The sequence below is a fragment of the Modestobacter sp. SYSU DS0657 genome, from assembly GCF_054050925.1.
On record NZ_JBJHAG010000001.1, the window covers coordinates 13243 to 38146 of the forward strand.

The following is a 24904-nucleotide window of genomic DNA, read 5'->3' on the forward strand; positions in this document are numbered from 1 at the left end:
GTCGTCCGGCAACACACCGCAGTGATCACATTGCAGAAGGTCACTCGATCGAGCAAGTCCATCCCCCACCGTGTCGAAACTTTTCGCAGTGTCGTCACACAGAGTCACTGATTGACCGATGTGACGTCATCGATCGAGGGAACCGTCACCGTCGGCGGCGCTCCCGCTCCGACGGAGGCCCGAGGGCGTCGGAGGTCAGCCCCTCCACCACGTCGTGGACCAGCGCTCCCGTCGTGCTGCCGGTGTACCGGTCCGGCAACGTGGGCAGCGTCAGGACTCCCGAGGTGCGGGTGAACGCCGCGCTCCCGGCGTCGACGGCGGCGCGGCCCGCCGGTGTCCCCACCCCCGACGGCCGCACCCCGGCCGCCCCGGTGACGACGACGACCGCCAGCTGTCCGGCGTCCTCGGCCGTGCGGACCGGTCCGTCGTCGGGCTCGATCCGGATCCGCCCGTCCGCCTGCAGCAGCACGGCGCCGGCGTCGACGAGCACGCCGAGTCCGGTGGCGACCCTCGACCGGCGGACCAGGTCCACCGGGGCGGTGACCAGGCCGTAGACGCCCTCCCGGGAACGGGTGTCGACGAGGACCTGCGCGAATCGCAGCGCGTACCGGGCGCGGTGCCCGTACTCCTGCACCGCCACCAGGGCGCCGGTCGTCTCTGCCCGGTGCTCCCCACCGAGTGCCAGCCCGCCGACCAGACTGCTGGTCACCCGCTGCTCGGCCGCCGGCTCGGAGAGCAGCAGCCCGAGCCCGCGCAGACCGGTCACCTGCGCCGACGAGAGCTCCGTTCCGGTGCCCGCGGCGGCGAGCTCGCGGCCGAGCAGCTCCGGCTGCCCCGCCAGCAGGCTCCCGATCCTGCCGGCCAGCTGGCCCAGCGCCCCGAGGTCGACGGGCTCCGCGGCGTCCGGCTCCCCGGCTCCACCACCGGCCGGGTCGAGGCCTGCCCCCAGCGCCTGCAACGCGCTCCGGGCGACCTGGTCGGCGTCGGCCGAGTCGGCGGCCAGGTCGACCAGCGCTCCGGCGGCCCGGCCGTCGTCGTCCCAGCCCCGGCGCAGCAGGACGTCCCAGGCGGACGACGCGTGGAGCATCCGGCCCGCCGCCGCCGGGTCCCCGGCCCGGACCACGGCAGCCAGCGCCGCCGCCACCGGGTCGGGTCGCCCGGGGGTGACCCGGTCGACGGCGCGCTCCCCCTGCGCCGCCTCGCGATCGAGCAGCCGCCGGCCCCACGCGCCCGCCAGTGCCGGACCGGCAGCGGGCGCGGCGAGCACCGCCCCCATCGCGACGGCGGTCTCGTCGTGCCGCGGATCGCGGTCGTGCACCGGCAGCGCGGCCGCGGCGAGCACCTCGCGGACCCGGGGAGCGGGCTGGCCGCCGGCCCCACCCGCGGTGAGCGCGGTGGCCAGCAACCCGGCGAGCGACCCCTCCTCCCCCGTGCCGGCCTGCTGGTGGAGCAGCGCGAGCAGGAAGGTGAGCCCCTCCGCGCCCAGGGCGGTGAGGAACGCCTCGGCCACCGCGGGCACCGCCACGGCATCGGCCCAGCGGACGGTGGCGTCGCGGACGGTGGCAGCGGTGCCCGGGCCGGTGAGCTCGGTCGCCGCAGTGACGCCCATCGTCGTCAGCGCCCCGCGGCCCCACCCCGGCAGGAGCCCGGCCAGGTGCGAGGTGACGCCGGTGGCCGACCCGGCGCCCCCGCTGCCGCCCAGCCCGTGGCTCGCGGCGGCCACCAGCGCGGCGACCTCGGCCGCGTCCCCGTCCAGGTCGGCCAGCAGGCCTGCGTGCTCGGTGCACCGGGCCTCCTCCGCGGCCACGAGGCGGTCCACCAGCGCCTGGGCCTGCGGCTCGGCCGTGCCGTCGCCGCTGTGGGCGGCGCCGAGCAACCGCCCGAACTCGGCACGGGCCTGCGCGAAGTCCGCGGCCTGGTCCGCCCGCAACCCCTCCAGCCGGGCGAGAGCGCCCAGCCACAGGTCGTGGTGCTCGCCCAGTCGGCTCAGCGCCACGGTCAGGCACCGGTGCAGCTCGTCGGCGACCCCCAGGGCGGCTGCCACCTCCCCAGCCGCGACGCGCGCATCGGCGCCCTCCCAGCCGGTCAGCACCGTGGCGGGTCCGAGCAGGTGGACGGCCAGGCCGGCGGTGAAGGCAGCCGACCCCAGGTCGTCCAGGGCCGTACCGAGCGCCGTCGCCGACCCCGGGGGGTCGGGGAGGTCCACCGGCCTCGGCAGTCCGACGGTCACCGGGGTGTGCCCTCCCCGCGCACCGGCAGGACCGAGCCGTCCAGCCCGAGCCAGGAGTCGGCCGCGGCGGCCACGGCGCCACCGAGCCAGGACAGCTCGGCCGCCAGGCACCCGGCCGCCGTGCGGAGCGTCTCGGTGTACGCGCTCACCGCTGGCCCCACCGCCCCACCGACTACAGCTGCGGGCACCACCTGCCCCGAGCGGCCGACCTGCCCGGCCGCCGCCTCCAGCACCTGCGCCAGCTCGTACAGCCGGGCAGGGACCACCTCGATCGCCATGCGGGCAGTCTGGGGGCGGCCGCGCACTCCGCCCGGGCGTCGTCCACAGGCCCGGCCGGGCCGGGCGGGGAGCGGGCACTCGTCGTCCACACCGTCCACAGGCGCCGTCCACAACCGGGGGACAACGGTGCACACCAGGGCCGCGCGGGACCTACGCTGCCCGCGTGCCAGCCCGCCTGCCCGGCGTCGACCAGACGCGGCTCGACCCGGAGGCCGGGTCGACGCTGCCCTTCGTCCTGGTGTGCTGGTTGGTCGCGGCGCTGATGGTGCTCGGCGCCGTCGCCGCCTCCGACGCCTTCCTCGAGCAGCAGGAGGTGCAGTCGGTGTGCGACGGCGCCGCGCTGGCGGCGGCCAACCAGGCCGACGAGGCGGCCGTCTACCGCCAGGGCGTGGGCCCGGACCTGCCGCTGACCCGCGCGGGGGCCGAGGCGGCGGTCGCCGACCAGCTCGCCGACGCCGGGGTGCGGCTGGACGCGTGGTCGGCGGTCACCGACGGCGCCGAGGTGACGGTGCGCTGCACGCGGGCCGTGGACATCGCCTTCGGGTGGCTGTTCCTGGCCGGGGAGCCACTGGAGCGCACCGCGGTGGCCAGCGCCCGGGCCCCCACGGCACCGTGAGGCCCGCACGCTGAGACACGGCCGGGGAGGCAGAACGGCCCCCGACCGGTGGTCGGGGGCCGTTCGTACCAGGTGTGGCGGGTGAAGGATTCGAACCTTCGTAGGCTAAGCCGACGGATTTACAGTCCGCTCCCATTGGCCACTCGGGCAACCCGCCGTGGTGGTACGGAGAAGAGAGTACAAGACGAGGGTCGACCGCCCACCGGGGTACCGGTCGGTGGCCGACCGCGGTAGAGGAGGAACCGAGATGGCCGATGCGTCCTTCGACGTGGTGAGCAAGGTCGACCGGCAGGAGGTCGACAACGCCCTGAACCAGGCCGGCAAGGAGCTCTCCCAGCGGTTCGACTTCCGGGGCGTCAACGCCTCGATCGCCTGGGCCGGCGAGGACGGCGTCACGCTGACCGCCGACACCGAGGAGCGGGTGGCGGCCGCGCTGGAGGTCTTCAAGGAGAAGCTGGTCAAGCGGGGGATCTCGATGAAGGCGCTGGACGCCGGGGAGCCGCAGGCCTCCGGCAAGAGCTACAAGATCTCGGCGACGATCCAGCAGGGCATCGCCTCGGACAAGGCCAAGCAGATCGCGAAGATCATCCGCGACGAGGGCCCCAAGGGGGTGCAGGCGCAGATCCAGGGCGACCAGCTCCGGGTGAGCGGCAAGAAGCGCGACGACCTGCAGGCGGTGCAGCAGCTGCTGAAGAGCAAGGACCTCGACGTCGCCCTGCAGTTCGACAACTACCGGTGACCTGACGGGGACGGCCCCCTGGTGACGTAATGGAACGGCCCCTGGTGACGTGATGGAACGGCCCCCGTCCAGAGGCTCGCCGCGAGCTTGCGAGCGGTGAGGGGGACGGGGGTCCTTCCACTACTGGCCGAGCTGGCGGGCCATCTCCTCCAGCCGGGCGATCCGCTGCGGCATCGGCGGGTGGGTGGCGAACATCGAGGCCATCCCCGACCCGCGGAACGGGTTCGCGATCATCAGGTGGCTCTGGGTGACCAGCTGGTCGTCCTGCGGCAGCGGCCGCGCGGCCACCCCCCGCTCGAGCTTGCGCAGCGCACTGGCCAACGCCAGCGGGTCCTGCGAGAGCTCGGAGCCGGACGCGTCGGCCTGGTACTCCCGGCTGCGGCTGACCGCCATCTGCACCAGGCCGGCGGCGATCGGGCCGAGGAACACCAGCAGCAGGCTCCCCAGCGCGCCCCCGCCGCCCCGGTCGTCGGAGCGGCCACCGAACAGCGAGGCGAACATCGCCATGTGCGCCAGGTAGGTGATCACCGTGGCCATGGCGCCGGCGACCGAGCTGATCAGGATGTCGCGGTTGTAGACGTGCGAGAGCTCGTGGGCCAGCACCCCGCGCAGCTCGCGGCGGTCCAGCAGCTCCAGGATGCCCTGGGTGCAGCAGACCGCGGCGTTGCGCGGGTTGCGCCCGGTGGCGAACGCGTTCGGCTGGTCGGTGGGGCTGACGTACAGCCGGGGCATCGGCTGGCGCGCCTCGGTGGCCAGCTCTCGCACGATGGCGTACAGCTGCGGCGCCTGCGTCTCGGTCACCGGGAACGCGCGCATCGCCCGCAGCGCGAGCTTGTCGGAGTTGAAGTACGCGTAGCCGTTGACGCCGAGCGCGACCACGAGGGCGATGAACAGCCCGCCCCGGCCGAAGAAGCTGCCGACCAGCAGGATCGCCCCGGCCATCAGGCCGAGCAGGACCGCCGTCTTCAGACCGTTGTTCCACCGTTGCACGACCATCAGAACGGAGGCGGCCCCGCACCCGTTCCCCGGCGACCTGGGGAGCCGCGGTGCGGACAGGCGACCCCGTTGTGCGGTGCCTCACGTTCACGCGCGACCGGTCCGGCGCCCGCAACCCGCACGTAACCTGGCCAGCCGGAGGTACCTCACAGATGACTGGCACCACGCCCGGAACCACCACTCCAGGAATCAGCTCGGCCGCGGACGGCGTTGCCCCCGGCATGCACCCCGCCGTGGACCCGACCGTGCCCAGCTCCGCCCCCGGCGGCCTGGTGAAGAGCGTCGTCGAGCTCGACCGCGTCGTCATCCGTCTGGCCGGCGACTCCGGCGACGGCATGCAGCTGACCGGCGGCCGTTTCACCAGCGAGACGGCCTCCTTCGGCAACGACCTGTCGACGCTGCCGAACTTCCCCGCCGAGATCCGGGCGCCAACGGGCACCCTGCCCGGGGTCAGCTCCTTCCAGCTGCACTTCGCCGACCACGACATCATGACCCCCGGGGACGCCCCCGACGTGCTGGTCGTGATGAACCCGGCCGCGCTGAAGGCCAACCTCCCCGACCTCCCGGGCGGCGGGCTGATCATCGCCGACTCCGACGAGTTCACCGCCCGCAACCTGGCCAAGGTCGGCTACGCCGCCAACCCGCTGGAGGACGGCTCGCTGGAGAGCTGGCAGCTGGTGAGCGTGCCGCTGACCAGCCTCACCCTCGAGGCGCTCAAGGACTCCGGTCTCGGCAAGAAGGAGGCCGAGCGGAGCAAGAACATGTTCACGCTTGGGCTGCTCAGCTGGATGTACCACCGCCCCACCGAGGGCACCGTCCGCTTCCTGGAGCGCCAGTTCCGCCGCAAGCCGCAGATCGCCGCGGCGAACATCGCGGCCTTCCGCGCCGGCTACAACTACGGCGACACCACCGAGGCCTTCGCCGTCTCCTACCAGGTGAAGCCGGCCAAGATGGCGCCGGGGAAGTACCGGCACATCTCCGGCAACCAGGCGCTGGCCTACGGGATCATCGCCGCCGGGCACCGCTCGGGCCTGCCGGTGTTCCTCGGCGCCTACCCGATCACCCCGGCCAGCGACATCCTGCACGAGGTGTCCAAGCACAAGTCCTTCGGCGTGCGCACCTTCCAGGCCGAGGACGAGATCGCCGGCATCGGCGCCGCCCTGGGGGCGTCGTTCGGTGGCGCGCTGGGCGTGACGACGACGTCCGGTCCCGGTGTCGCGCTCAAGGCCGAGACGATCGGGCTGGCGGTGATGACCGAGCTGCCGCTGCTGATCGTCGACGTGCAGCGCGGCGGCCCGTCCACCGGGCTGCCCACCAAGACCGAGCAGTCGGACCTGCTGCAGGCCCTCTACGGCCGCAACGGCGAGGCCCCGGTCCCGGTGATCGCCCCGCGCTCCCCCGGCGACTGCTTCGACGCCACCCTGGAGGCGGTGCGGATCGCGCTGACCTACCGCACCCCGGTGATGCTGCTCTCCGACGGCTACCTGGCCAACGGGGCCGAGCCGTGGTCGATCCCGGAGGTCACGGAGCTGCCCGACCTGCGGGTGGACTTCGCCACCGCGCCCAACGGCAGCGCGGAGGACGGCACCGAGGGTGAGTTCCTGCCCTACCTGCGCGACCCGGAGACCCTGGCCCGTGCCTGGGCGGTGCCCGGCACCGCCGGCCTGCAGCACCGGATCGGCGGGCTGGAGAAGGCCGACAAGACCGGCAACATCTCCTACGACCCGGCCAACCACGACTTCATGACCCGCACCCGGCAGGCCAAGATCGACGGCATCGCCGCGTCGATCCCGGCCACCGAGGTCGACGACCCGGACGGGAATGCGCGGGTCGCGGTCATCGGTTGGGGTTCCACATACGGGCCGATCGGGGCGGCCTGCCGGCAGATCCGCTCGTCGGGCCGCTCGATCGCCCAGGTCCACCTGCGACACCTGAACCCGCTCCCGGCCGACCTCGGCGAGATCCTCGCCCGGTACGACCGGGTGATCTGCCCGGAGATGAATCTCGGGCAGCTGGCCATGGTGCTGCGGGCGAAGTACCTCATCGACGTCGTCAGCCACACCCAGGTGCGCGGGCTGCCCTTCCGGGCCGCCGAGCTCGCCGGGGTCCTGCAGGACGTCATCGACAGCACCAGCACTCCGGCCGCCGTCGCGGCCGGGAACGGAGCCACCTCGTGACTGCCCTCCAGCCGGACCAGCGCAACGCCCACGTGCACGACCTGGGGATGCCGGCCCCCGGCCCCATCGCCGACGCGATCGACCGGTCGGTCGAGCTGGCCGGTGAGAAGAACGCCACGCTCAAGGCCAAGGACCTCAAGACCGACCAGGAGGTCCGCTGGTGCCCCGGCTGCGGTGACTACGTCATCCTCAACGCCGTCCAGAGCTTCCTGCCGAGCCTGGGCATCGCCCGCGAGGACATGGTCATCGTGTCCGGCATCGGGTGCTCCTCGCGCTTCCCGTACTACATGAACACCTACGGGATGCACTCGATCCACGGCCGCGCCCCGGCGATCGCGACCGGCCTGGCCGCGTCCCGCCCGGACCTGTCGGTGTGGGTCGTCACCGGTGACGGCGACGCGCTCTCGATCGGTGGCAACCACCTGATCCACGCGCTGCGCCGCAACGTGAACATGACGATCCTGCTGTTCAACAACCGGATCTACGGGCTCACCAAGGGCCAGTACTCGCCCACCAGCGAGATCGGCAAGGTCACCAAGTCCACGCCGATGGGCTCGCTGGACCACCCGTTCAACCCGGTGTCGCTGGCGCTCGGCGCCGACGCCACCTTCGTCGGGCGGGCGATGGACTCCGACCGCAAGGGCCTGACCGACGTGCTCCGGCAGGCCGCCGAGCACCAGGGCACGTCGCTGGTGGAGATCTACCAGAACTGCAACATCTTCAACGACGGCGCGTTCGAGCTGCTCAAGGACCCGACGACGGGCCCGATGTGGACGATCCCGCTGGTGCACGGCGAGCCGCTGGTGTTCGGCCCGGGCGGCGCCTCGTGCGTGGTCCGCGACGACTTCGGCGGCCTCCGGATCGCCGAGACCAACCAGGTCGAGCCGTCGGAGATCGTGGTGCACGACGCGCACCGGGAGGACCCGGCGTACGCGTTCGCACTGTCCCGGCTCTCCAGCCAGGACCTGCGCTACACGCCGATGGGTGTCTTCCGGTCGGTGGCCAAGCCCTCGTACGAGCGGATGATGGCCGACCAGCTCGAGGACGCCGCCGCGCAGCAGCCGGCCGACCTCGACGCACTGCTGGCCGGCGGCGACAGCTGGACCGTCAGCGCCTGACCCCAGCACTGAACGCCAGTGGCCCAGAACCCCCCCGGGTTCTGGGCCACTGGCGTTCAGCGGCTCCGGAGCAGCTCGGACAGCACCGGCAGCGCGGTGGTGAGCTCCGCGCGCCCAGGGGCGGCGAACCCGAGCACGATCCCGGCCGGTCCCTCGCCCACCAGATGCCGGGCGAGCCCGTCCAGCGCGATCCCCCGCGCGGCGGCGGCCGCCACCACCGCGGCCTCGGTCTCCGCATCGGGCAGCGGCACCAGCACGTGGGCCCCGGCCGGGTCGCCCGTGGCGCGCAGGCCGCCGGCGGCGACGGCGGCGAGGACGAGCCCGCGGCGCACGACCAGCTCACGGCGCAGTCGGCGCAGGTGCCGGGCCAGGTCCCCGGAGGCGGCCAGCCCGGCGAACACCCGCTGACCGGCCCGCGCCGGGCGAGTGCCTGTGGCGGTGCGGCCGGCCACGAGCTCCGTACGCAGCGGCGCAGGCGCCACGAGCCAACCCACCCCGAGCGTGGGGCTGACGATCTTGCTCGTCGTCCCCAGGTGCACGACGACGTCTGGGCCGAGCGCACCGAGCAGCGGCAGCGGGGCGACGTCGTAGCGCAGCTCGCCGTCGTAGTCGTCCTCCAGCACCCACCAGCCCTCCGCCCGGGCGCGGGCGACCAGCCGGCCGCGCCGCGCCGCGGAGAGCCGCCGGCCCAGCGGGTACTGGTGGGCCGGCGTGCAGTAGACGGCGGCGAGCCCCGCCGGCACCTCGTCCACAACCAGCCCGTCGTCGTCCACCCGGAGCGGCACCACCGCGACCCCGGCATTCCGCAGCGCGCCGACGACCCGCTGGTAGCCGGGGTCCTCGACGCCGACCCGGCTGCCCGGCGGCAGGGTGCGGGCGATCTCCGCCACCGCTGCGGACGTGCCGGCGGTCGCCAGCACGGAGTTCCCGTCGGTGAGCAGCCCGCGGTGCCGGAGCAGATGCTCGCCGACGGCGACCCGGAACGCCGGGTCGCCGGCGGGGTCGGGCGCGGCGTCCGGCGGCTGGTCACCGGCCGCTCGCCAGGCCCGCCGCCAGGCGGCGCGATCGAGCACCTCGAGGCAAGGCGTGCCCGGACGCAGGTCCACCACCGGCCGCGGCGCCACCGCCGGCCGGACCGGCGCAGCCACCGGCCGGGGACCGGGTGCCGAGCCGACGACGAAGGTGCCCGCACCGCGGCGGCCCGCGACCCAGCCCTCGGCGAGCAGCTGCTCGTAGGCGGCCGCCGTGACCGTGCGGCTCACCGCCAGCGCACGGGCCAGCTCGCGGGTCGAGGGCAGCCGGTCGCCCGGGCGGAGCGCGCCCCCCACGGCCCCGGCGCGCAACGCGTCGGCGAGCTGGACCGACAACGGGGTGGGCGCGCTCCGGTCGAGCACGACAGGCGGCACCTCGACCACGAACACCCTCCGAAGTGGACTGCCGGAACAGCGGCGGATTGGACCTGGGAGGATGCCACAGGCGCGGTCAGGCTGATCGGCGTGGACACCGCACCGCTCTCCCCGACCACCCGCAGCACGGTCCGCCGCAATCCCGCGCGGGCCCGCACCGACCGGGCCGAGCTCTACGCGGTGCTCGACGCCGGGCTCGTCGGCCACCTCGGCGTGCAGCTGGGGGACGCCCCGGTGGTGCTCCCCACCGGGTACGGCCGGGACGGCGAGACGCTCTACCTGCACGGATCGACCGGGGCGGCGACGCTCCGGGCCGCCGCGGCCGGGGCGCCGGTCTGCTTCACCGTCACGCTGCTCGACGGTGTCGTCTACGCGCGCTCGGTCTTCCACCACTCGATGAACTACCGCTGCGCCGTGGTGCACGGCGTGCTGCGACTGCTCACCGACCCGGACGAGCGCCGGCACGGGCTGACCGTGCTGACCGAGCACCTGGCGCCGGGCTCCTGGAGCACCACCCGGCTGCCCGACCGCAAGGAGCTCGCCGCCACGGCCGTGCTGGCGCTGGACCTCGGCGAGGCCAGCGTCAAGACCCGCAGCGGCCCGCCCGGGGACGACGAGCGGGACCTGGGTACGCCGGTCTGGGGTGGCGTGCTGCCCGTGCGCACCGTCTTCGGCGACCCGGTGCCCGACCCCCTGCTGCCGGCCGGGACGCCGGTGCCGGCCCGGGTGTCCGGGCGGGTCAGCTCCGGGGGGTGACCCGCAGGACGACGTCCTCGCCACCACCGTTGTCGGTGGTGGCGTACAGCGCGCCGTCGGTGCCCTGCTCCACCGTGCGGATCCGTCCGTAGGTGCCGTCCAGCTCCGGCAGCCGGAACTGCTCGACGAGGGCACCGGCGTCGTCGAGGCGGAGCGCGAGGACGTGTTCCCCGCGCAGCGCTCCGAGCAGGAGGAGCCCGTCGTAGTCGGCCCACTGGTCACCGTCGAGGAAGGTGCCGTCGCTCGGCGCGATGGGCGGGGCCCCGGAGCTCCAGACCGCCGGGACGACGTCCCCGAGCTCCGGGTCGGTCATCGGGACGCTCTCGTCGTACTCCCCCTGCCCCACGGGGTCCCAGCCGTAGTTGCCGCCGGGCTGCAGCAGGTTGACCTCGTCGTCCCGGTCGGGCCCGTGCTCCACCGAGAAGACCTGGCCGGAGTCCGGGCGCACGGCCAGGCCCTGCACGTTCCGGTGCCCGTACGTCCAGATCCGGTCCGCCGCGCCGTCCGTGCCGACGAACGGGTTGTCGGGCAGCGCCTCCCCGGTGGCCGCGTCGACCCGGAGCACCTTCCCGGCCAGCGACCCGAGGTCCTGCGGGTTGGTGCCGACCGCGTTGTCCCCCGTGCCGACGAGCAGGGCGCCGTCGGGGGCGAAGACCAGACGACACCCGCCGTGCCGGCCGCTGCCCTCGTTGACCGGGATGCCACCGACCAGCGGGTCGTCGACCCGGGAGGCACCGGTCCAGTCGTCGGTGACGGTCCAGGCGACGACCTCGATCGACGCGGCCCCGCCGCCCTGCACGCCCTGGCAGGTGTAGAAGCGCCGGTTGTCGGTGAACGCCGGGTCCAGGGCCAGACCCATCAGGCCGGTCTCGCCGGCGACGAACAGGTCACCGAGGTCGGCGTCCACCTCCTGCACCCGCCCGCCGGGCCGGACGGCGGCGAACCCGCCGGCCCGCTCGTCGAGCAGCAGGGTGCCGTCGGGCGCCCGGACGACGTCCCACGGGTGGTCCAGCCCGTCGGCGAGGACCTCGACGTCCAGGGCCGGCGCGCCGGACGGCGGGCTGGTCACGGCCGCATCGGGGCCGGTTCCCTCCCCAGCACCACCGGACGAGCTGCCACAGCCGGCCAGCAGCAGGACGGCGGTGAGGGCGGTGGACGACCGGGAGAGGCTGCTCATCACCTCCAGCATCCCCGGGCCGGACCGGTCGTGCAGGATCAGCTGGTGCGGGTCACCACGTAGGTGCACAGCGCGGACAGCGCCTCGCGCACCTCCCCGTCGGGGACGCCGGCCAGCCGGGCGCGGGCCCGGTCGGCGTACTCCTCGGTGACGGCGGTGGCGCGGGCCAGCGAGGCCGAACCGCGGAGCAGGGCCAGCGCCTCGGCGTGCGCCGCGTCGTCGACGATCGGGCCGGCGACCAGCTCGCGCAGCCGGGCCTCGGCCGGGTCGTCGCCGGCGAGGGCGAAGAGCACCGGCAGGGTGGCGACGCCCTCGCGCAGGTCGGTGCCGGGCGACTTCCCGGACGCGCCGTCGGTGCTGACGATGTCCAGCAGGTCGTCGGAGAGCTGGAAGGCGACGCCGACCTCCTCACCGAACGCGGTGAGCGCGCTGACCAGCTCGGCGTCGGCCCCGGCGAAGGAGGCGCCGAAGCGCGCGGAGGTGGCGACCAGCGAGCCGGTCTTGTCGGCCAGCACCGCCAGGTAGTGGGCGACCGGGTCCTGGCCCGGCTGGGCACCGACGGTCTCGCGCAGCTGGCCGGTGACCAGGCGCTCGAACGTCTGCGCCTGCACGCGGACGGCCTCGGGGCCGAGATCGGCGAGGAGGTCGGAGGCGCGGGCGAAGAGGAAGTCGCCGGTGAGGATGGCGACGCTGTTGCCCCAGCGGCTGTTGGCGCTGGGGGCGCCGCGGCGCACGGACGCCTCGTCCATCACGTCGTCGTGGTACAGCGTGGCCAGGTGGGTCAGCTCGCAGACGACGGCGGCCTCGACCACCCCCGGCGCCTCCGGGTCGCCGAGCTGGGCGGCCAGCAGCGCGAGCATCGGCCGGAACCGCTTGCCCCCGGCGGCCATCAGGTGGCCGGCGGCCTCGTTGACGAAGGCGTTCTCGCTGGCCACCGCGGTGGCCAGCGCGTCCTCCACCCGGACCAGCCCGGCGGCCAGCGCGGCGCCGAGCTCGCCCTCGGGCAGCCAGGGGCCGATCGTCGAGGCGGGGCCGGCGGGCCGGTGCCGGGCGGTCTCCCCCCGGGTGTCGTGCCCCTCGCCCCGCGGGCTGGTGGTGCCGGCTCCGGTCATCAACAGCCGAAGATAGCTGCCGCCGGCTGGGTGCGGCGCACCGGGCGGCGCTCGGGGCCGTGCACCAGGTCGGGGCGCCCGGTCAGCCGACCAGCACCGCGGCGGAGTCGGCGAGGTCCAGCACGGCGCCGGGGAGGACGCCGAGCACCAGGGTGGCGGCCGCGGTGAGGCCGAGGACGACCGTGCTCGGGAGCCCCGGCACGCCCACGGTCGGCCCGTCCGGCGCCGGATCGGAGAAGTACATGAGCACCACGACCCGCAGGTAGAAGAACGCGGCCACGGCGCTGGTGAGCAGCGCGACGAGGACCAGCGGCCACGCGCCGTCGTCGATGGCGGCCCGGAAGACGGCGAACTTGCCGGTGAACCCGCTGGTGAGCGGGATGCCGGCCAGCGCCAGCAGGAAGAAGGTCATCAGCGCGGCCACCGTCGGGGAACGCTGGGCCAGGCCGGCCCACTGGGCGAGGTGGGTGGCCTCGCCGTCGCCGTCCCGGACGAGGGTCAGCAGCGCGAACGCGCCGAGGGTCATCAGCCCGTAGGTGAGCAGGTAGAACATCGTCGCGGCCAGGCCCGAGCCGGCCCCGGCGCCCAGACCGATGACGCCGGTGAGCAGGAAGCCGGCGTGCGCCACGGAGGAGTAGGCCAGCATCCGCTTGAGGTCGGTCTGGGTGAGCCCGAGCACGGCGCCGACCACCATCGAGGCGATCGCCAGGCCGTAGACCAGCGGCCGCCACGCCTCCACCTCGGTGCCGAAGGCGACGTAGAGCACCCGCAGCACCGCACCGAAGGCGGCGACCTTGGTGGCCGCGGCCATGAAGGCGGTCACCGCCGTGGGGGCGCCCTGGTAGACGTCCGGCGTCCAGGTGTGGAACGGCGCGACGCTGGCCTTGAACATCAGCCCGACGATCAGCAGCCCGAGGCCCAGCACGAGCAGGGTGCCGGCGCCCTGGCCGGCGACGGCGTCCCGGATCCCGGCCAGCCGGACGGTGCCGGTGGCGCCGTAGACCAGCGCCAGCCCGTACAGGAAGAAGGCGGAGGCGAAGGCGCCGAGCAGGAAGTACTTGACCGCCGCCTCCTGCGACAGCAGCCGCCGGCGGCGGGCCAGCCCGGCCATCAGGTACAGCGGCAGGCTGAGCACCTCGAGCGCCACGAACAGCAGCAGCAGGTCGTTGGCGGCGGTGAACAGCATCATCCCGCCGACGGCGAAGGACGCCAGCGGGTAGACCTCGGTCTGCACCCGCTCGTCGGTGGCGAGCTGCCGGTCGCGCACGCTGCCGGCGGGGACCGCGGCGGCGGCGACGAAGGCCGACCGGGCCGGGTCGAGCGACCGCTCGGCGAACAGCAGCACCGACAGGGCGCCCAGGACGGCGATGGTGCCCTGCAGGAACAGCGCCGCGCCGTCGACGGCGAGCGCCCCGGCGGCGGTGGTGGCCGCGGGACGGCCGGCCAGCAGCACGACGGCGACCAGCGCGCCGACCGTGCCGGCCAGCGCCAGCACGACCTGCACCGGCTGGCGCACCGCGCGCGGCACGAACGCCTCCACCAGCACGCCGAGGCAGGCCGCCCCGAAGGTGCACAGCAGCGGCGCGAGCGCCGCGAACGACAGGTCCGGTGCCGCGATGCCGCCCATCACTCCCCCGTCCCCTCGGTGGCCGGGACGACGCCGCCCGGCTCGCCGCCGACGTCGGCCACGATCGCCTGGACCGCGGGCTCCACCAGGTCGATCAGCGGCTGCGGGGCGAACCCGAGCACCAGGACCAGCGCCACCAGCGGGGCGACGACGGCCAGCTCCCGCCGGCTCAGGTCGGCCACCCGCAGGGTGCGGGTGCGCTCGGGCGCGGTGAGCACCGCGGTGGCTCCCCCGGCACCGTCGGGCACCGGTGGCGGCGCCTCGTCGTCGACGAGCAGCACGCCGCGCGGCGGGCCGTGCATGGTGCGCTGGTACACCAGCAGCACGTAGAGGGCGGCGAGCACGATGCCGGCGGTGGCCAGGACGGTGAACACCGGCCGCACCGGGAACGCGCCGATCAGCACCAGGAACTCGCTGACGAAGCTGTTGGTGCCCGGCAGCGCCAGCGACGCCAGACCGGCGATCAGGAAGGCCCCGGCCAGCATCGGCGCCTTCGCCGCGACGCCGCCGTAGTCGCCGATCCGCCGCGAGCCGCCGCGCGCGATGAGCATGCCCACGACCAGGAACAGCAGCCCGGTCGCGATCCCGTGGTTGACCATGTAGAGCACCGCGCCGGTGACCGCTTCGGTGGTGAAGGCGAAGATGCCCAGCGCGATGAAGCCGAAGTGGGCGATCGAGGTGTAGGACACCAGCCGCTTCAGGTCGCTCTGCCCCATCGCCACCAGCGCCGCGTAGAGGATGCCGACGACGGCGAGCACCAGAACCACCGGCGCCAGGTCGCGGGAGGCGTCGGGGAACAGCGGCAGGCAGTACCGCAGGAAGCCGAAGGTGCCGACCTTGTCCAGCACTCCGACCAGCAGCACCGCCCCGCCGATCGGTGCCTCGGCACCGGAGTCGGGCAGCCAGGTGTGGAAGGGCACCAGCGGCGCCTTGATCGCGAAGGCGACGAAGAACCCGGCGAACAGCAGCTTCTGCACGCCCGGGTCGATCTCCAGCTGGCGCAGCGCGTCGAAGGCGAAGGTGCCCTCCCCGAGCTGGGAGTTGCTGACCACGTAGAGGCCGATGACGGCGGCGAGCATGACCAGCCCGCCGAGCAGGCTGTAGAGGAAGAACTTCACCGCCGCGTACTGCCGGTTCGGTCCGCCGAAGCCCCCGATGAGGAAGTACATCGGGATGAGCATCGCCTCGAAGAAGACGTAGAAGAGGAAGACGTCGGTGGCGGCGAAGACGCCGACCAGGGTGGCCTCCAGCACCAGCAGCCAGGCCCAGAAGGTGCGCATCGACCGCCGACCGGGGGCCACGTCGCGCCACGACGCGAGCACGACCACCGGCACGAGCACGCCGACCAGCAGCAGCATCGCCAGCGCGATGCCGTCGACGCCGAGGGCGAAGTCGACGCCGAAGTCGGGGATCCAGGCGACCGAGGTGGTCAGCTGGAACCGGGGGCCGGCGGTGTCGAAGGCGACGGTGGCCAGCACGGCGAGCAGCAGCACCAGCAGGCTGGTGCCCAGGGCGAGCGACCGGGCCAGGCCGGCGCGGGCCGCGGGCAGCGCGGCGACGACGGCCGCCGCCAGCGCGGGGACGGCGATCATCGCCAGCAGGTACGGGAACTCGCTCATCGGGCGTCCTCTCGACCAGGGCAGGCGCTTCCGCCGTCGGCACCGCTCACGCCGTCGTCACCGCCACCAGCGCACCGGCGAGCACCACCGCGCCGCCGAGCACCCCCAGCGCGTAGCTGCGCACGAAACCGGTCTGCACCCGGCCGAGCCGGGCCGACGAGCCGCCGAGCGCGGCGGCGGTGCCGTTCACCAGGCCGTCGACGCCGCGGTTGTCGAGGAAGACCAGGGCGCGGGTGAGCCAGATGCCCGGGCGCATGAGGAGCGCCTCGTTGACCGTGTCGGCGTAGAGCGCGCGGCGGGCCGCGGTGACCACCGGCGACACCCGGGCCGGGGCGGTGGTGGGCACCTCGCGACGGCCGACGAGCAGCCACGCCGCCAGCACGCCCACCAGCATCACCGCGGTGACGACCAGCCCGACCACGGCGGGGGCGACGACGTGCGCGGCCTCGGCCGGTTCGCCGAACACCGGGGTGAGCCACTCGGCCAGCGGGAAGACCTGCACCAGCAGGAACCCGGCAGCGACCGAGCCGACGGCGAGCAGCACCATCGGCGCGGTCATCACCGGCGGCGCCTCGTGCGGGACGGGCGGCGGGGCGGGTGAGTCGGCTTCCTCCCAGCGGGGCCGGCCGAAGAAGGTCATCAGCATCAGCCGGGTCATGTAGAAGGCGGTGAGCCCCGCGCCGAGGACGGCGACCCCGCCCAGCAGCCAGCCCGACCAGTCGCCGCGGTCCAGCGCGGCCTCGATGATCGCGTCCTTGGTCCAGTAGCCGGACAGGAACGGGAACCCGATCAGCGCCAGGTAGCCCAGGCCGAAGGTGACGGAGGTGACCGGCATGCGCCGGGCCAGCCCGCCGAAGCGGCGCATGTCGGTGCGGTCGCCCATCGCGTGCATCACCGAGCCGGCGCCGAGGAACAGCCCGGCCTTGAAGAACCCGTGGGTGAGCAGGTGCGCGATGCCGGCGGCGTAGCCGACCGGGCCGAGGCCGACGGCGAGGAACATGTAGCCGATCTGGCTGACCGTGGAGTACGCCAGCACCTTCTTGATGTCGTCCTGGGCGCAGCCGGCGATCGCACCGATCAGCAGGGTGACCGCGCCGACGGTGAGCACCACGGTGCGGGCGGTGGGCGTGGCGTCGTAGATCGGGGCGCTGCGGGCGATCAGGTAGACCCCGGCGGTGACCATGGTGGCCGCGTGGATCAGCGCGGAGACCGGGGTGGGGCCCTCCATCGCGTCGGGCAGCCAGGCCTGCAGGGGGAACTGGCCGGACTTGCCGCAGGCACCCAGCAGCAGGAGCAGCCCCATCGCGGTGACCACGCCGCCGGCCAGCGCGCCGACCGAGCCGAGCACGCCGGCGTAGGACGTCGTCCCCAGCTGGGCGAACATCAGGAAGACCGCCAGCGCCAGCCCGACGTCCCCGACCCGGTTCATCACGAACGCCTTCTTCGCCGCGGTGGCCGCGGCCGGGCGGGTGTACCAGAAGGCGATGAGCAGGTAGGACGCCAGCCCGACGCCCTCCCAGCCGACGTACAGGGCGACGTAGCTGTTGCCCAGCACCAGCAGCAGCATCGCGGCGACGAAGAGGTTGAGGTAGGCGAAGAACCGCCGGCGGCCGGGGTCGTGCGCCATGTAGCCGATCGAGTAGACGTGGATCAGCGCGCCCACCCCGGTGATCAGCAGCGCGAAGACCGCAGACAGCGGGTCGAACAGCAGCCCGGCGGTGACGTCGAGGGAGCCCGTGTCGATGAACGTGTAGAGGTCGATGCTGGCGGTGCGCCCGGCCCGGCCGGTGAGCTGCACGGTGCAGGCCACGGCCAGCACGAACGCGGCGACCACCGTCGCGGTGCCCAGCAGGTGGCCCCAGCGGTCGGTGCGTCGGCCGCCCAGCAGCAGCACCGCGGCGCCGGCCAGCGGCAGCGCGATGAGCAGCCAGGCGACCGAGAGCAGCCCGTCGACGGGGAGGGACGCCGGTACGACCTCGTTCATCCTGGGCCCCGTTCCGCTCAGTACTTCAGGAGGTTCGCGTCGTCGACCGACGCCGAACGGCGGGTCCGGTAGATCGACATGATGATGGCCAGCCCGACGACCACCTCGGCGGCGGCGACGACCATCACGAACAGGGCGATGACCTGGCCCTCGACGGTGCCGGTGGCCCGGGCGAAGGTGATCAGGGTGAGGTTCACCGAGTTGAGCATCAGCTCGATGCACATGAAGACGACGATGGCGTTGCGCCGCACCAGGACGCCGACCGCGCCGATGGTGAACAGGATCGCCGCCAGCACGAGGTAGTTGGTGAGGGTCACCGCCGTTCCTCCCCCAGGGTGCCGAGCGCCGCGTCGGTGCCTCCGCTGTGCGGCAGCCCCTCGCGCTCGATCCCGGTGCTGCCCGCCGGGGGCAGCGGGTCGACCGGCTGCGGGTCGACGCCGGTCAGCAGGGTGTCCGGGGCCGGTCGGCCGTCGGGCAGCCGGCCCGGCGCGGCGACGGAGTTGGCCCGCGCGTACACACCGGGGCCGGGCAGCGTCTGCGGCCGATCGGTGAGGAACCGGGCGCGGGAGAGCTCCTTCTGGCTGCGCCGGGTGCCGGGCTCCTTCTCGGCGTGGGTGAGCAGCAGCGCGCCGACCGCGGCCACGATGAGCAGCGCGCCGGTGACCTCGAAGGCGAGCACGAAGCGGCCGTAGAGCACCCCGGCGATCGCCTCGACGTTGCCGGCGGCCGGCCCGCCCTCGGTGCCCTGCACCGCGGTGAGCCCGGTGACCGGGAGGTCCTGGGTGGCCCGGGCGATGCCGGCGCCGACCAGCGCGGCGAACCCCGCGCCGAGCACGAGGGCGGCCACCCGCTGCCCGCGGAGGGTCTCGACCACCGAGTCCGAGGAGTCGCGGCCGACCAGCATGAGCACGAACAGGAAGAGGATCATGATCGCGCCGGTGTAGACGATGATCTGCACCGCGCCGAGGAACGGCGCCTCCTGGACGACGTAGAACACGCCCAGGACCAGCATGGTGGTGACCAGCCAGAGCGCGGAGTGCACCGCGTTGCGGGAGAGCACCATGCCCAGCGCCCCGGCCAGCGCGATCGGGGCGAGCAGCCAGAACACCACCGTCTCGGCGGTGCCCAGCCGGACGGCGGTGTCGGCGGCAGCGGCCAGCACGCTCATGCCCGCTCCCCCACCACCGGCTCAGCGGGTGAGGACGCCTCCGGCTGGCGGACGTAGTAGTCCTGCTCGTCGTCGCCCAGCCGCATCGGGTGCGGTGGCTGCTCCATCCCCGGCAGCAGCGGCGCCATCAGCTGCTCCTTGGTGTAGATCAGGCTCTGCCGGTCGTCGTCGGCCAGCTCGAAGTCGTTGCTCATGGTCAGCGAGCGGGTGGGGCAGGCCTCGATGCACAGCCCGCAGAAGATGCAGCGCAGGTAGTTGATCTGGTAGACGCGGCCGTACCGCTCGCCGGGTGAGTAGCGGGCGTCCTCGGTGTTGTCGCCGCCCTCGACGTAGATGGCGTCGGCCGGGCAGGCCCAGGCGCACAGCTCGCAGCCGACGCACTTCTCCAGCCCGTCGGGGTGCCGGTTGAGCACGTGCCGCCCGTGGTAGCGCGGCTTGGTCTGCTTCGGGACCTCCGGGTACTGCTCGGTGGTCACCTTCTTGAACATCGTGGCGAAGGTGACGCCGAAGCCCTGCGCGGGGCCGGGCAGCCAGCTCCGCCGCGCCGGGGCCGAACCGTCGGTGCGGGGGGCCGCGCCCTCGGTGCTGAGGGCGCGGGCGCCGCTGCGCCGGGCCGGGGCCTGCTCAGACATCGCCGTCCTCCTGCTCGGTGGGTGGGGTGCCGCGCCGGCCGGTGCCGACCACGGCGCCGGCGCCGACGGACTCCCGGCCGAGCCGCGGGGACGGCGGCACCACGAGGTCCATCGGGGGCACCGGGAAGCCGCCGCCGGCGGCGCCCTGCCCGGTCGGTGGCAGCACCTCGGCCTCGGTCGGGTTGAGCGCGCCGGCCGCGGCGGCGCGCGCGGCCACCCGGGTGTCCCGGTTGCTCCGCCGCGAGGCGATCAGCAACCCGCCGAGGATCAGCAGCGCGACGGGCACGCCGACGAGGACCGCGACCTGCCCGACGTCGAGGTCGGCCTCGCGGGCCACGGCCCGCATGGTGGCGACGGCGAGGATCCACACCAGCCCGACCGGGACCAGCACCTTCCAGCCGAAGCGCATGAACTGGTCGTAGCGGAGCCGGGGCAACGTGCCGCGCAGCCAGACAAAGACGAACAGCGCGACGACGACCTTGGCCAGGAACCACAGCACCGGCCACCAGCCGGTGTTCGCGCCGTCCCAGATCGAGATCGGCCACGGCGCCCGCCAGCCGCCGAGGAAGAGCGTCGCGGCCAGCGCGGAGACGGTGACGATGTTGATGTACTCGGCCAGGAAGAACAGCGCGAACTTCAGCGACGAGTACTCGGTGTGGAAGCCCCCGACCAGCTCGCTCTCGGCCTCGGGGAGGTCGAACGGCGCACGGTTGGTCTCCCCGACGACCGCGATCACGTAGATCACGAAGGAGACCGGCAGCAGCAGCGCGTACCAGCCGGGTCCGGTGACGCTGCCGCCGAACAGCGGGACGCCGTCGGCCTGGGCGGCGACGATCTCCGACGTCGACATGGAGCCCGCGTAGAGGAACACGGCCACGATCGACAGGCCCATGGCGATCTCGTAGCTGACCATCTGCGCGGCGCTGCGCAGCGAGCCGAGCAGCGGGTACGTCGACCCGGACGCCCAGCCGCCGAGCACGATGCCGTAGACGCCCATCGCCGAGCAGGCCAGCACGATGAGGACGCCGATGGGGGCGTCGGTGAGCTGCAGCGGCGTCCGCTCGCCGAAGATGCTCACCGTCGGGCCCAGCGGGATGACCGAGAACGCCAGGAAGGCCGGGATGGTGGCGATGACCGGGGCCAGGAAGTACACCGGCCGGTCGGCCAGCGCCGGCATGATGTCCTCCTTGAACGCCAGCTTCAGCCCGTCGGCGAGGCTCTGCAGGTAGCCGCGGGGACCGACCCGGTTGGGGCCGATCCGTTGCTGCATGCGGGCGACGACCTTGCGCTCGAAGACGATCGCGAACAGCGTCATCAGCACGAGCACGGCGAAGATGCCGACGATCTTGATGAGCACGATCCACCACACGTCGCCGCCGAAGTCGGCGAGCGTGGGCTGGTCGGCGGCGGCGAGCACGCTCATGCCTCCTCCCCCTGCAGGCTGGCGACCGCCGTGGCACCGGCCGGGGTGGGGGGCGGGCCGGCCAGCCGGACGACGCCACCCGGGCCGGCCCCCAGCTGGCTGCGCACCTCGCTGCCCGGCGACCGCATCGGCAACCAGACGACCCCGTCGGGCACGTCGGCCAGCCGCACCGGCAGGGTGATCGCCCCGGCCGGGCCGGTGACGGTGAGCGGGTCGCCGTCGGCGACGCCGAGCCGGCGGGCGGCGTCCTTGCCCAGCCGGGCCACCGGCGGGCGGGCGGTGCCGGCCAGCGCGGGCTCGTCCCGCTGCAGCGTCCCGACGTCGAGCAGCTGCCGCCAGGAGGCGAGCACCGCCTCGTCGTCGGCCAGCTCCGGCAGCGGTGCCGGCTCGGCGTCCGGCGCCGCCGCGGTGGGCGCCTGCGCGGCTCCACCCAGGGCGGTCAGCTCGGCGCGGACCTCGGTCACCGAGCCCAGCCGCAGCTGCAGGCCCAGGTGCTCGGCCAGCCCCTGCAGCACCCGGCCGTCGCTGAGCTGACCGGTGCCGTGCAGCGTCGCGTCGAACGGGCGCACCCGGCCCTCCCAGTCCAGGTAGGCGCCGGCCTTCTCCGGCGCCGCGGCGACCGGCAGGACGACGTCGGCGTGGGCGGTGACGGCGGAGGGGAAGAGCTCCAGGCTGACCACGAACCCGGCGGCGGCCAGCGCCTGCTCGGCCAGCACCGGGTCGGGCAGGTCGGCCGGGTCGACGCCGCCGACGAGCAGGCCGGCCAGGGCGCCGTCCCGCGCGGCGGTGAGGATGCCGGTGAGGTCGCGGCCCGGCGTGGCCGGGACGTCGGCTCCCCAACGCTGGGCGACCGCCGCGCGGTCGGCGGCGCTGGCCACGGTGCGGCCGCCGGGCAGCAGCGTGGGCAGCGCGCCGACCTCGACCGCGCCCCGCTCCCCCGCCCGGCGCGGTACCCAGCCGATCCGGGCCCCGGTCTCACCGGCGAGCGCGGTCAGCGCGGAGAAGGCGCCGGGCGCCTCGGCCAGCCGCTCGCCGGCCAGCACGACCGCCCCCGGCCGGAACAGCGCCGACGCCACCTCGGCCAGCACGCCGTCCACCGGATGGGTCATGAGGTCGCGCAGCAGCCGGGCCTCCTGGCCCGGGACCGTCGGCAGCACGGTGGCCCGCAGCTTCTCCGCGGCCCGCGTGGCGAAGGGGGCGACGTCGAACACCTGCAGGCCGGCCGTCCGGACCGCCCGGCGCAGCCGCAGGAAGACGATCGGCGACTCCTCCTCCGGCTCGAAGCCGACCAGCAGCACCACGGGTGCCGCGGCCAGGTCGTCGTAGGTGACCGCCCCGGCGCCGGGCGCGGTGCCGGCGACGTGCGTGGTGAGGAAGTCCAGCTCCTCGGCGGAGTGGGCGCGGGCGCGGGCGTCGACGTCGTTGGTGCCCAGCGCCACCCGGGCGAAGGTGGCGTAGGCGTAGGCGTCCTCGACGGTGAGCCGGCCACCGGGCAGCACGCCGACCCCGCCGGCCGCGCGCGCGGCCCGCAGCCCCTCGGCCGCGGCGGCCCAGGCCTCCGGCCAGGAGGCGGGCTGCAGCTCGCCGTCCGCCGCCCGCACCAGCGGCGTCATGAGCCGCTCGTTGCTGCTGGCGTAGCGGAAGGCGTAGCGGCCCTTGTCGCAGTTCCACTCCTGGTTGACCGCGGGGTCCTCACCGGCCAGCCGGCGGGTGACCGTGCCGCGCCGGTAGTCGGTGCGCTGGGCGCAGCCGCTGGCGCAGTGCTCGCAGACGCTGGGCTCGCTGCGCAGGTCGAAGGGGCGGGCGCGGAACCGGTAGGTGGCGCTGGTGAGCGCGCCGACCGGGCAGATCTGGGTGGTGTTGCCGGAGAAGTAGGACTCGAACGGCTCGTCCTCGTAGACCGCCACCTGCTCCAGCGCGCCCCGCTCGAACAGCTCGATGAACGGGTCCCCGGCGACCTGCTGGCTGAACCGGGTGCAGCGGGCGCACAGCACGCACCGCTCGCGGTCGAGCAGCACCTGGGAGCTGATCGGCAGCGGCTTGGGGTAGGTGCGCTTGGTCTCGACGAACCGGGACTCGGCGCGCCCGTTGCTCATCGCCTGGTTCTGCAGCGGGCACTCGCCGCCCTTGTCGCAGACGGGGCAGTCCAGCGGGTGGTTGACCAGCAGCAGCTCCATGGTGCCCTGCTGCGCCTTGTCCGCGACCGGGCTGGTCAGCTGGGTCTGCACCACCATGTCCGGGCTCACCGGGGTGGTGCAGGAGGCGACAGGCTTGCGCTGCCCCTCGACCTCGACCAGGCACTGCCGGCAGGCGCCGATCGGGTCGAGCAGCGGGTGGTCGCAGAACCGCGGGATCTGCACGCCGATCTGCTCGGCGGCCCGGATGATCAGCGTGCCCTTGGGCACCGCGACCGGGAAGCCGTCGATCGTGCAGTGCACGGCGTCGGGCGGCGTGTGCGGGCCGGGCGCGCCCGGCGGCAGCGCCGGCGCCGGCTCGGGGGTGGCCGGGGTGAGGGTCATGAGGCTGCTCCAACCGGCTCGAGCCGCAGCGACCGGCCCAGGCGGGCCTGCTCCTCGGCCGGCAGCAGGGCCACGTAGTCGTCCTTGAAGTACTTCAGCGAGCTGGCGATGCAGCTGGTGGCGCCGTCGCCGAGGGCGCAGAACGAGCGGCCCAGGATGTTGTCGCAGGTGTCGGTGAGCAGGTCCAGGTCGGCGGCGCGACCCTCCCCGCGGACCAGCCGGTCCAGGATCTGGACCAGCCAGTACGTGCCCTCCCGGCACGGGGTGCACTTGCCGCAGCTCTCGTGCGCGTAGAACTCGGTGAACCGCAGCGTCGCCTCGACGATGGAGTCGGTCTCGTCGAAGACCATCAATGCGGTGGTGCCGAGCATCGAGCCGGCCTTGGCCACCGAGTCGAAGTCCAGCGGGACGTCGAGGTGCTCGGGGGTGAAGTAGGGGGTGGAGGAGCCACCCGGCGTCCAGAACTTCAGCCGGTGCCCGGGGCGGACGCCGCCGGCCAGCTCCAGCAGCTCGCGCATCGTCGTCCCCATCGGGGCCTCGTACTGGCCCGGGCGCACCACCCGACCCGACAGCGAGTAGATCTTCGGCCCCGGCGACCTCTCCGGGCCGAACTGCTTGAACCACTCCGCGCCGCCGCGCACCACGTACGGCACGGTGGCCAGCGTCTCCACGTTGTTGATCACCGTCGGGGAGCCGTACAGCCCGGCGACGGCGGGGAACGGCGGCTTGAGCCGCGGCTGGCCCCGGTAGCCCTCCAGCGAGTCCAGCAGCGCGGTCTCCTCGCCGCAGATGTACGCGCCGGCGCCGGCGTGCACCACCAGCTCCAGGTCGTAGCCGGTGCCCAGCACGTCGCGGCCGAGGTAGCCGGCGGCGTAGGCCTCACCGACGGCGGCCACCAGCCGGCGGTGGGCGTGCACCGCCTCCCCGCGCACGTAGATCACCGCGAAGTGCGAGCGGATCGCGTAGGCGGTGATGATCACCCCCTCCACCAGGGAGTGCGGGTCGGCCATCATCAGCGGGAGGTCCTTGCAGGTGCCCGGCTCGCCCTCGTCGGCGTTGACCACCAGGTACTTCGGCGCCGCCGCCGGGCCGGTGGGCTCCTCCCCCGGCTTGGGCTGCGGGATGAAGCTCCACTTCATCCCGGTGGGGAAGCCGGCGCCGCCGCGGCCGCGCAGCCCGGAGTCCTTGACCAGCGCGACGACGTCGTCCGGGGCCATCGCCAGCGCCTGCCGCAGCGCCCGGTAGCCGTCGAGGCGTTCGTAGGTGTCCAGCGTCCAGGAGCGGGGCGCGTCGAACCGTGCGGTGAGCACGGGGGTCAGGGGCATC

At 74.2% G+C, this 24904-nt stretch carries 20 protein-coding genes and 1 tRNA gene; 5 read left to right on the forward strand and 16 right to left on the reverse strand.

Going from position 1 to position 24904, the window contains the following annotated elements:
- Positions 1-145: 145 nt before the first annotated feature.
- Entirely contained in the window at positions 146-2230 is a 2085-nt protein-coding gene (locus ACI79A_RS00075; RefSeq protein ID WP_457078604.1) for a hypothetical protein, read from the reverse strand.
- Entirely contained in the window at positions 2227-2508 is a 282-nt protein-coding gene (locus tag ACI79A_RS00080; protein ID WP_457078606.1) for a hypothetical protein, read from the reverse strand. Before ACI79A_RS00080 ends, ACI79A_RS00075 begins: the two co-directional genes overlap by 4 nt.
- A 164-nt stretch (positions 2509-2672) precedes the next feature.
- On the opposite strand from ACI79A_RS00080, the gene ACI79A_RS00085 reads away from it, so the two are divergent.
- Positions 2673-3125: a pilus assembly protein TadG-related protein gene (locus tag ACI79A_RS00085; protein ID WP_457078609.1), complete on the forward strand. Its 453-nt coding sequence runs from the start codon at positions 2673-2675 to the stop codon at positions 3123-3125.
- Between the two features lie 75 nt (positions 3126-3200).
- Here ACI79A_RS00085 and ACI79A_RS00090 read toward each other — a convergent pair.
- Positions 3201-3282 (reverse strand) — tRNA-Tyr (locus ACI79A_RS00090).
- Between the two features lie 90 nt (positions 3283-3372).
- Here ACI79A_RS00090 and ACI79A_RS00095 point away from each other — a divergent pair.
- Positions 3373-3864 carry a YajQ family cyclic di-GMP-binding protein gene (locus ACI79A_RS00095; protein ID WP_457078611.1) on the forward strand — a complete coding sequence of 164 codons (492 nt, stop codon included), beginning with the start codon at positions 3373-3375 and terminating at the stop codon, positions 3862-3864.
- Between the two features lie 120 nt (positions 3865-3984).
- Here the strand turns inward: ACI79A_RS00095 and htpX are convergent, their stop codons facing one another.
- Complete coding sequence (gene htpX / locus ACI79A_RS00100) at positions 3985-4860, reverse strand: zinc metalloprotease HtpX (RefSeq protein ID WP_457078613.1); 876 nt, start codon at positions 4858-4860, stop codon at positions 3985-3987.
- Between the two features lie 245 nt (positions 4861-5105).
- Here htpX and ACI79A_RS00105 point away from each other — a divergent pair, with 245 nt between their 5' ends.
- Both ACI79A_RS00105 and ACI79A_RS00110 read left to right on the forward strand, forming a co-directional pair.
- Positions 5106-7037, forward strand: coding sequence for a 2-oxoacid:acceptor oxidoreductase subunit alpha (locus ACI79A_RS00105; RefSeq protein ID WP_457078615.1), 1932 nt, complete (start codon positions 5106-5108; stop codon positions 7035-7037).
- Positions 7034-8155 (forward strand): 2-oxoacid:ferredoxin oxidoreductase subunit beta, encoded by a 1122-nt coding sequence (locus ACI79A_RS00110; RefSeq protein ID WP_457078617.1) that lies wholly within the window; start codon positions 7034-7036, stop codon positions 8153-8155. Before ACI79A_RS00105 ends, ACI79A_RS00110 begins: the two co-directional genes overlap by 4 nt.
- A gap of 56 nt (positions 8156-8211) precedes the next feature.
- On the opposite strand, the gene ACI79A_RS00115 is transcribed toward ACI79A_RS00110, so the two are convergent.
- Positions 8212-9549: an aminotransferase-like domain-containing protein gene (locus ACI79A_RS00115; protein WP_457078619.1), complete on the reverse strand. Its 1338-nt coding sequence runs from the start codon at positions 9547-9549 to the stop codon at positions 8212-8214.
- Positions 9550-9651: 102 nt separating this feature from the next.
- Here ACI79A_RS00115 and ACI79A_RS00120 point away from each other — a divergent pair, with 102 nt between their 5' ends.
- A complete protein-coding gene (locus ACI79A_RS00120) occupies positions 9652-10317 on the forward strand; it encodes a pyridoxamine 5'-phosphate oxidase family protein (protein WP_457078621.1) in 666 nt (221 codons plus the stop codon).
- Here ACI79A_RS00120 and ACI79A_RS00125 read toward each other — a convergent pair.
- From ACI79A_RS00125 to nuoF, 11 genes are all read right to left on the reverse strand, one after another.
- A complete protein-coding gene (locus ACI79A_RS00125; protein WP_457078623.1) occupies positions 10301-11494 on the reverse strand; it encodes a PQQ-dependent sugar dehydrogenase in 1194 nt (397 codons plus the stop codon). The genes ACI79A_RS00120 and ACI79A_RS00125 overlap by 17 nt on opposite strands.
- A gap of 38 nt (positions 11495-11532) precedes the next feature.
- Positions 11533-12606: a polyprenyl synthetase family protein gene (locus ACI79A_RS00130; RefSeq protein ID WP_457078625.1), complete on the reverse strand. Its 1074-nt coding sequence runs from the start codon at positions 12604-12606 to the stop codon at positions 11533-11535.
- Between the two features lie 82 nt (positions 12607-12688).
- The gene (gene nuoN, locus ACI79A_RS00135; protein WP_457078627.1) at positions 12689-14233 is read right to left on the reverse strand and encodes an NADH-quinone oxidoreductase subunit NuoN; all 1545 of its coding nucleotides are present in this window, start codon (positions 14231-14233) and stop codon (positions 12689-12691) included.
- Positions 14233-15852: an NADH-quinone oxidoreductase subunit M gene (locus ACI79A_RS00140; protein WP_457078629.1), complete on the reverse strand. Its 1620-nt coding sequence runs from the start codon at positions 15850-15852 to the stop codon at positions 14233-14235. The genes nuoN and ACI79A_RS00140 overlap by 1 nt, the downstream gene beginning before the upstream one ends.
- A 46-nt stretch (positions 15853-15898) precedes the next feature.
- Complete coding sequence (gene nuoL, locus ACI79A_RS00145; RefSeq protein WP_457078632.1) at positions 15899-17836, reverse strand: NADH-quinone oxidoreductase subunit L; 1938 nt, start codon at positions 17834-17836, stop codon at positions 15899-15901.
- Between the two features lie 17 nt (positions 17837-17853).
- Positions 17854-18153 carry an NADH-quinone oxidoreductase subunit NuoK gene (gene nuoK / locus ACI79A_RS00150; RefSeq protein WP_457078634.1) on the reverse strand — a complete coding sequence of 100 codons (300 nt, stop codon included), beginning with the start codon at positions 18151-18153 and terminating at the stop codon, positions 17854-17856.
- A complete protein-coding gene (locus ACI79A_RS00155) occupies positions 18150-19004 on the reverse strand; it encodes an NADH-quinone oxidoreductase subunit J (RefSeq protein ID WP_457078636.1) in 855 nt (284 codons plus the stop codon). The genes nuoK and ACI79A_RS00155 overlap by 4 nt, the downstream gene beginning before the upstream one ends.
- Positions 19001-19636, reverse strand: coding sequence for an NADH-quinone oxidoreductase subunit NuoI (nuoI, locus tag ACI79A_RS00160; RefSeq protein ID WP_457078638.1), 636 nt, complete (start codon positions 19634-19636; stop codon positions 19001-19003). Before nuoI ends, ACI79A_RS00155 begins: the two co-directional genes overlap by 4 nt.
- Positions 19629-21059, reverse strand: a complete 1431-nt coding sequence (gene nuoH, locus ACI79A_RS00165) for an NADH-quinone oxidoreductase subunit NuoH (protein ID WP_457078640.1) — start codon at positions 21057-21059, stop codon at positions 19629-19631. Before nuoH ends, nuoI begins: the two co-directional genes overlap by 8 nt.
- On the reverse strand, positions 21056-23578 hold the full coding sequence (locus ACI79A_RS00170) for an NADH-quinone oxidoreductase subunit G (protein WP_457078642.1): 2523 nt from the start codon (positions 23576-23578) through the stop codon (positions 21056-21058). Before ACI79A_RS00170 ends, nuoH begins: the two co-directional genes overlap by 4 nt.
- Positions 23575-24903: an NADH-quinone oxidoreductase subunit NuoF gene (nuoF, locus tag ACI79A_RS00175; RefSeq protein ID WP_457078644.1), complete on the reverse strand. Its 1329-nt coding sequence runs from the start codon at positions 24901-24903 to the stop codon at positions 23575-23577. Before nuoF ends, ACI79A_RS00170 begins: the two co-directional genes overlap by 4 nt.
- Position 24904: the final 1 nt, after the last annotated feature.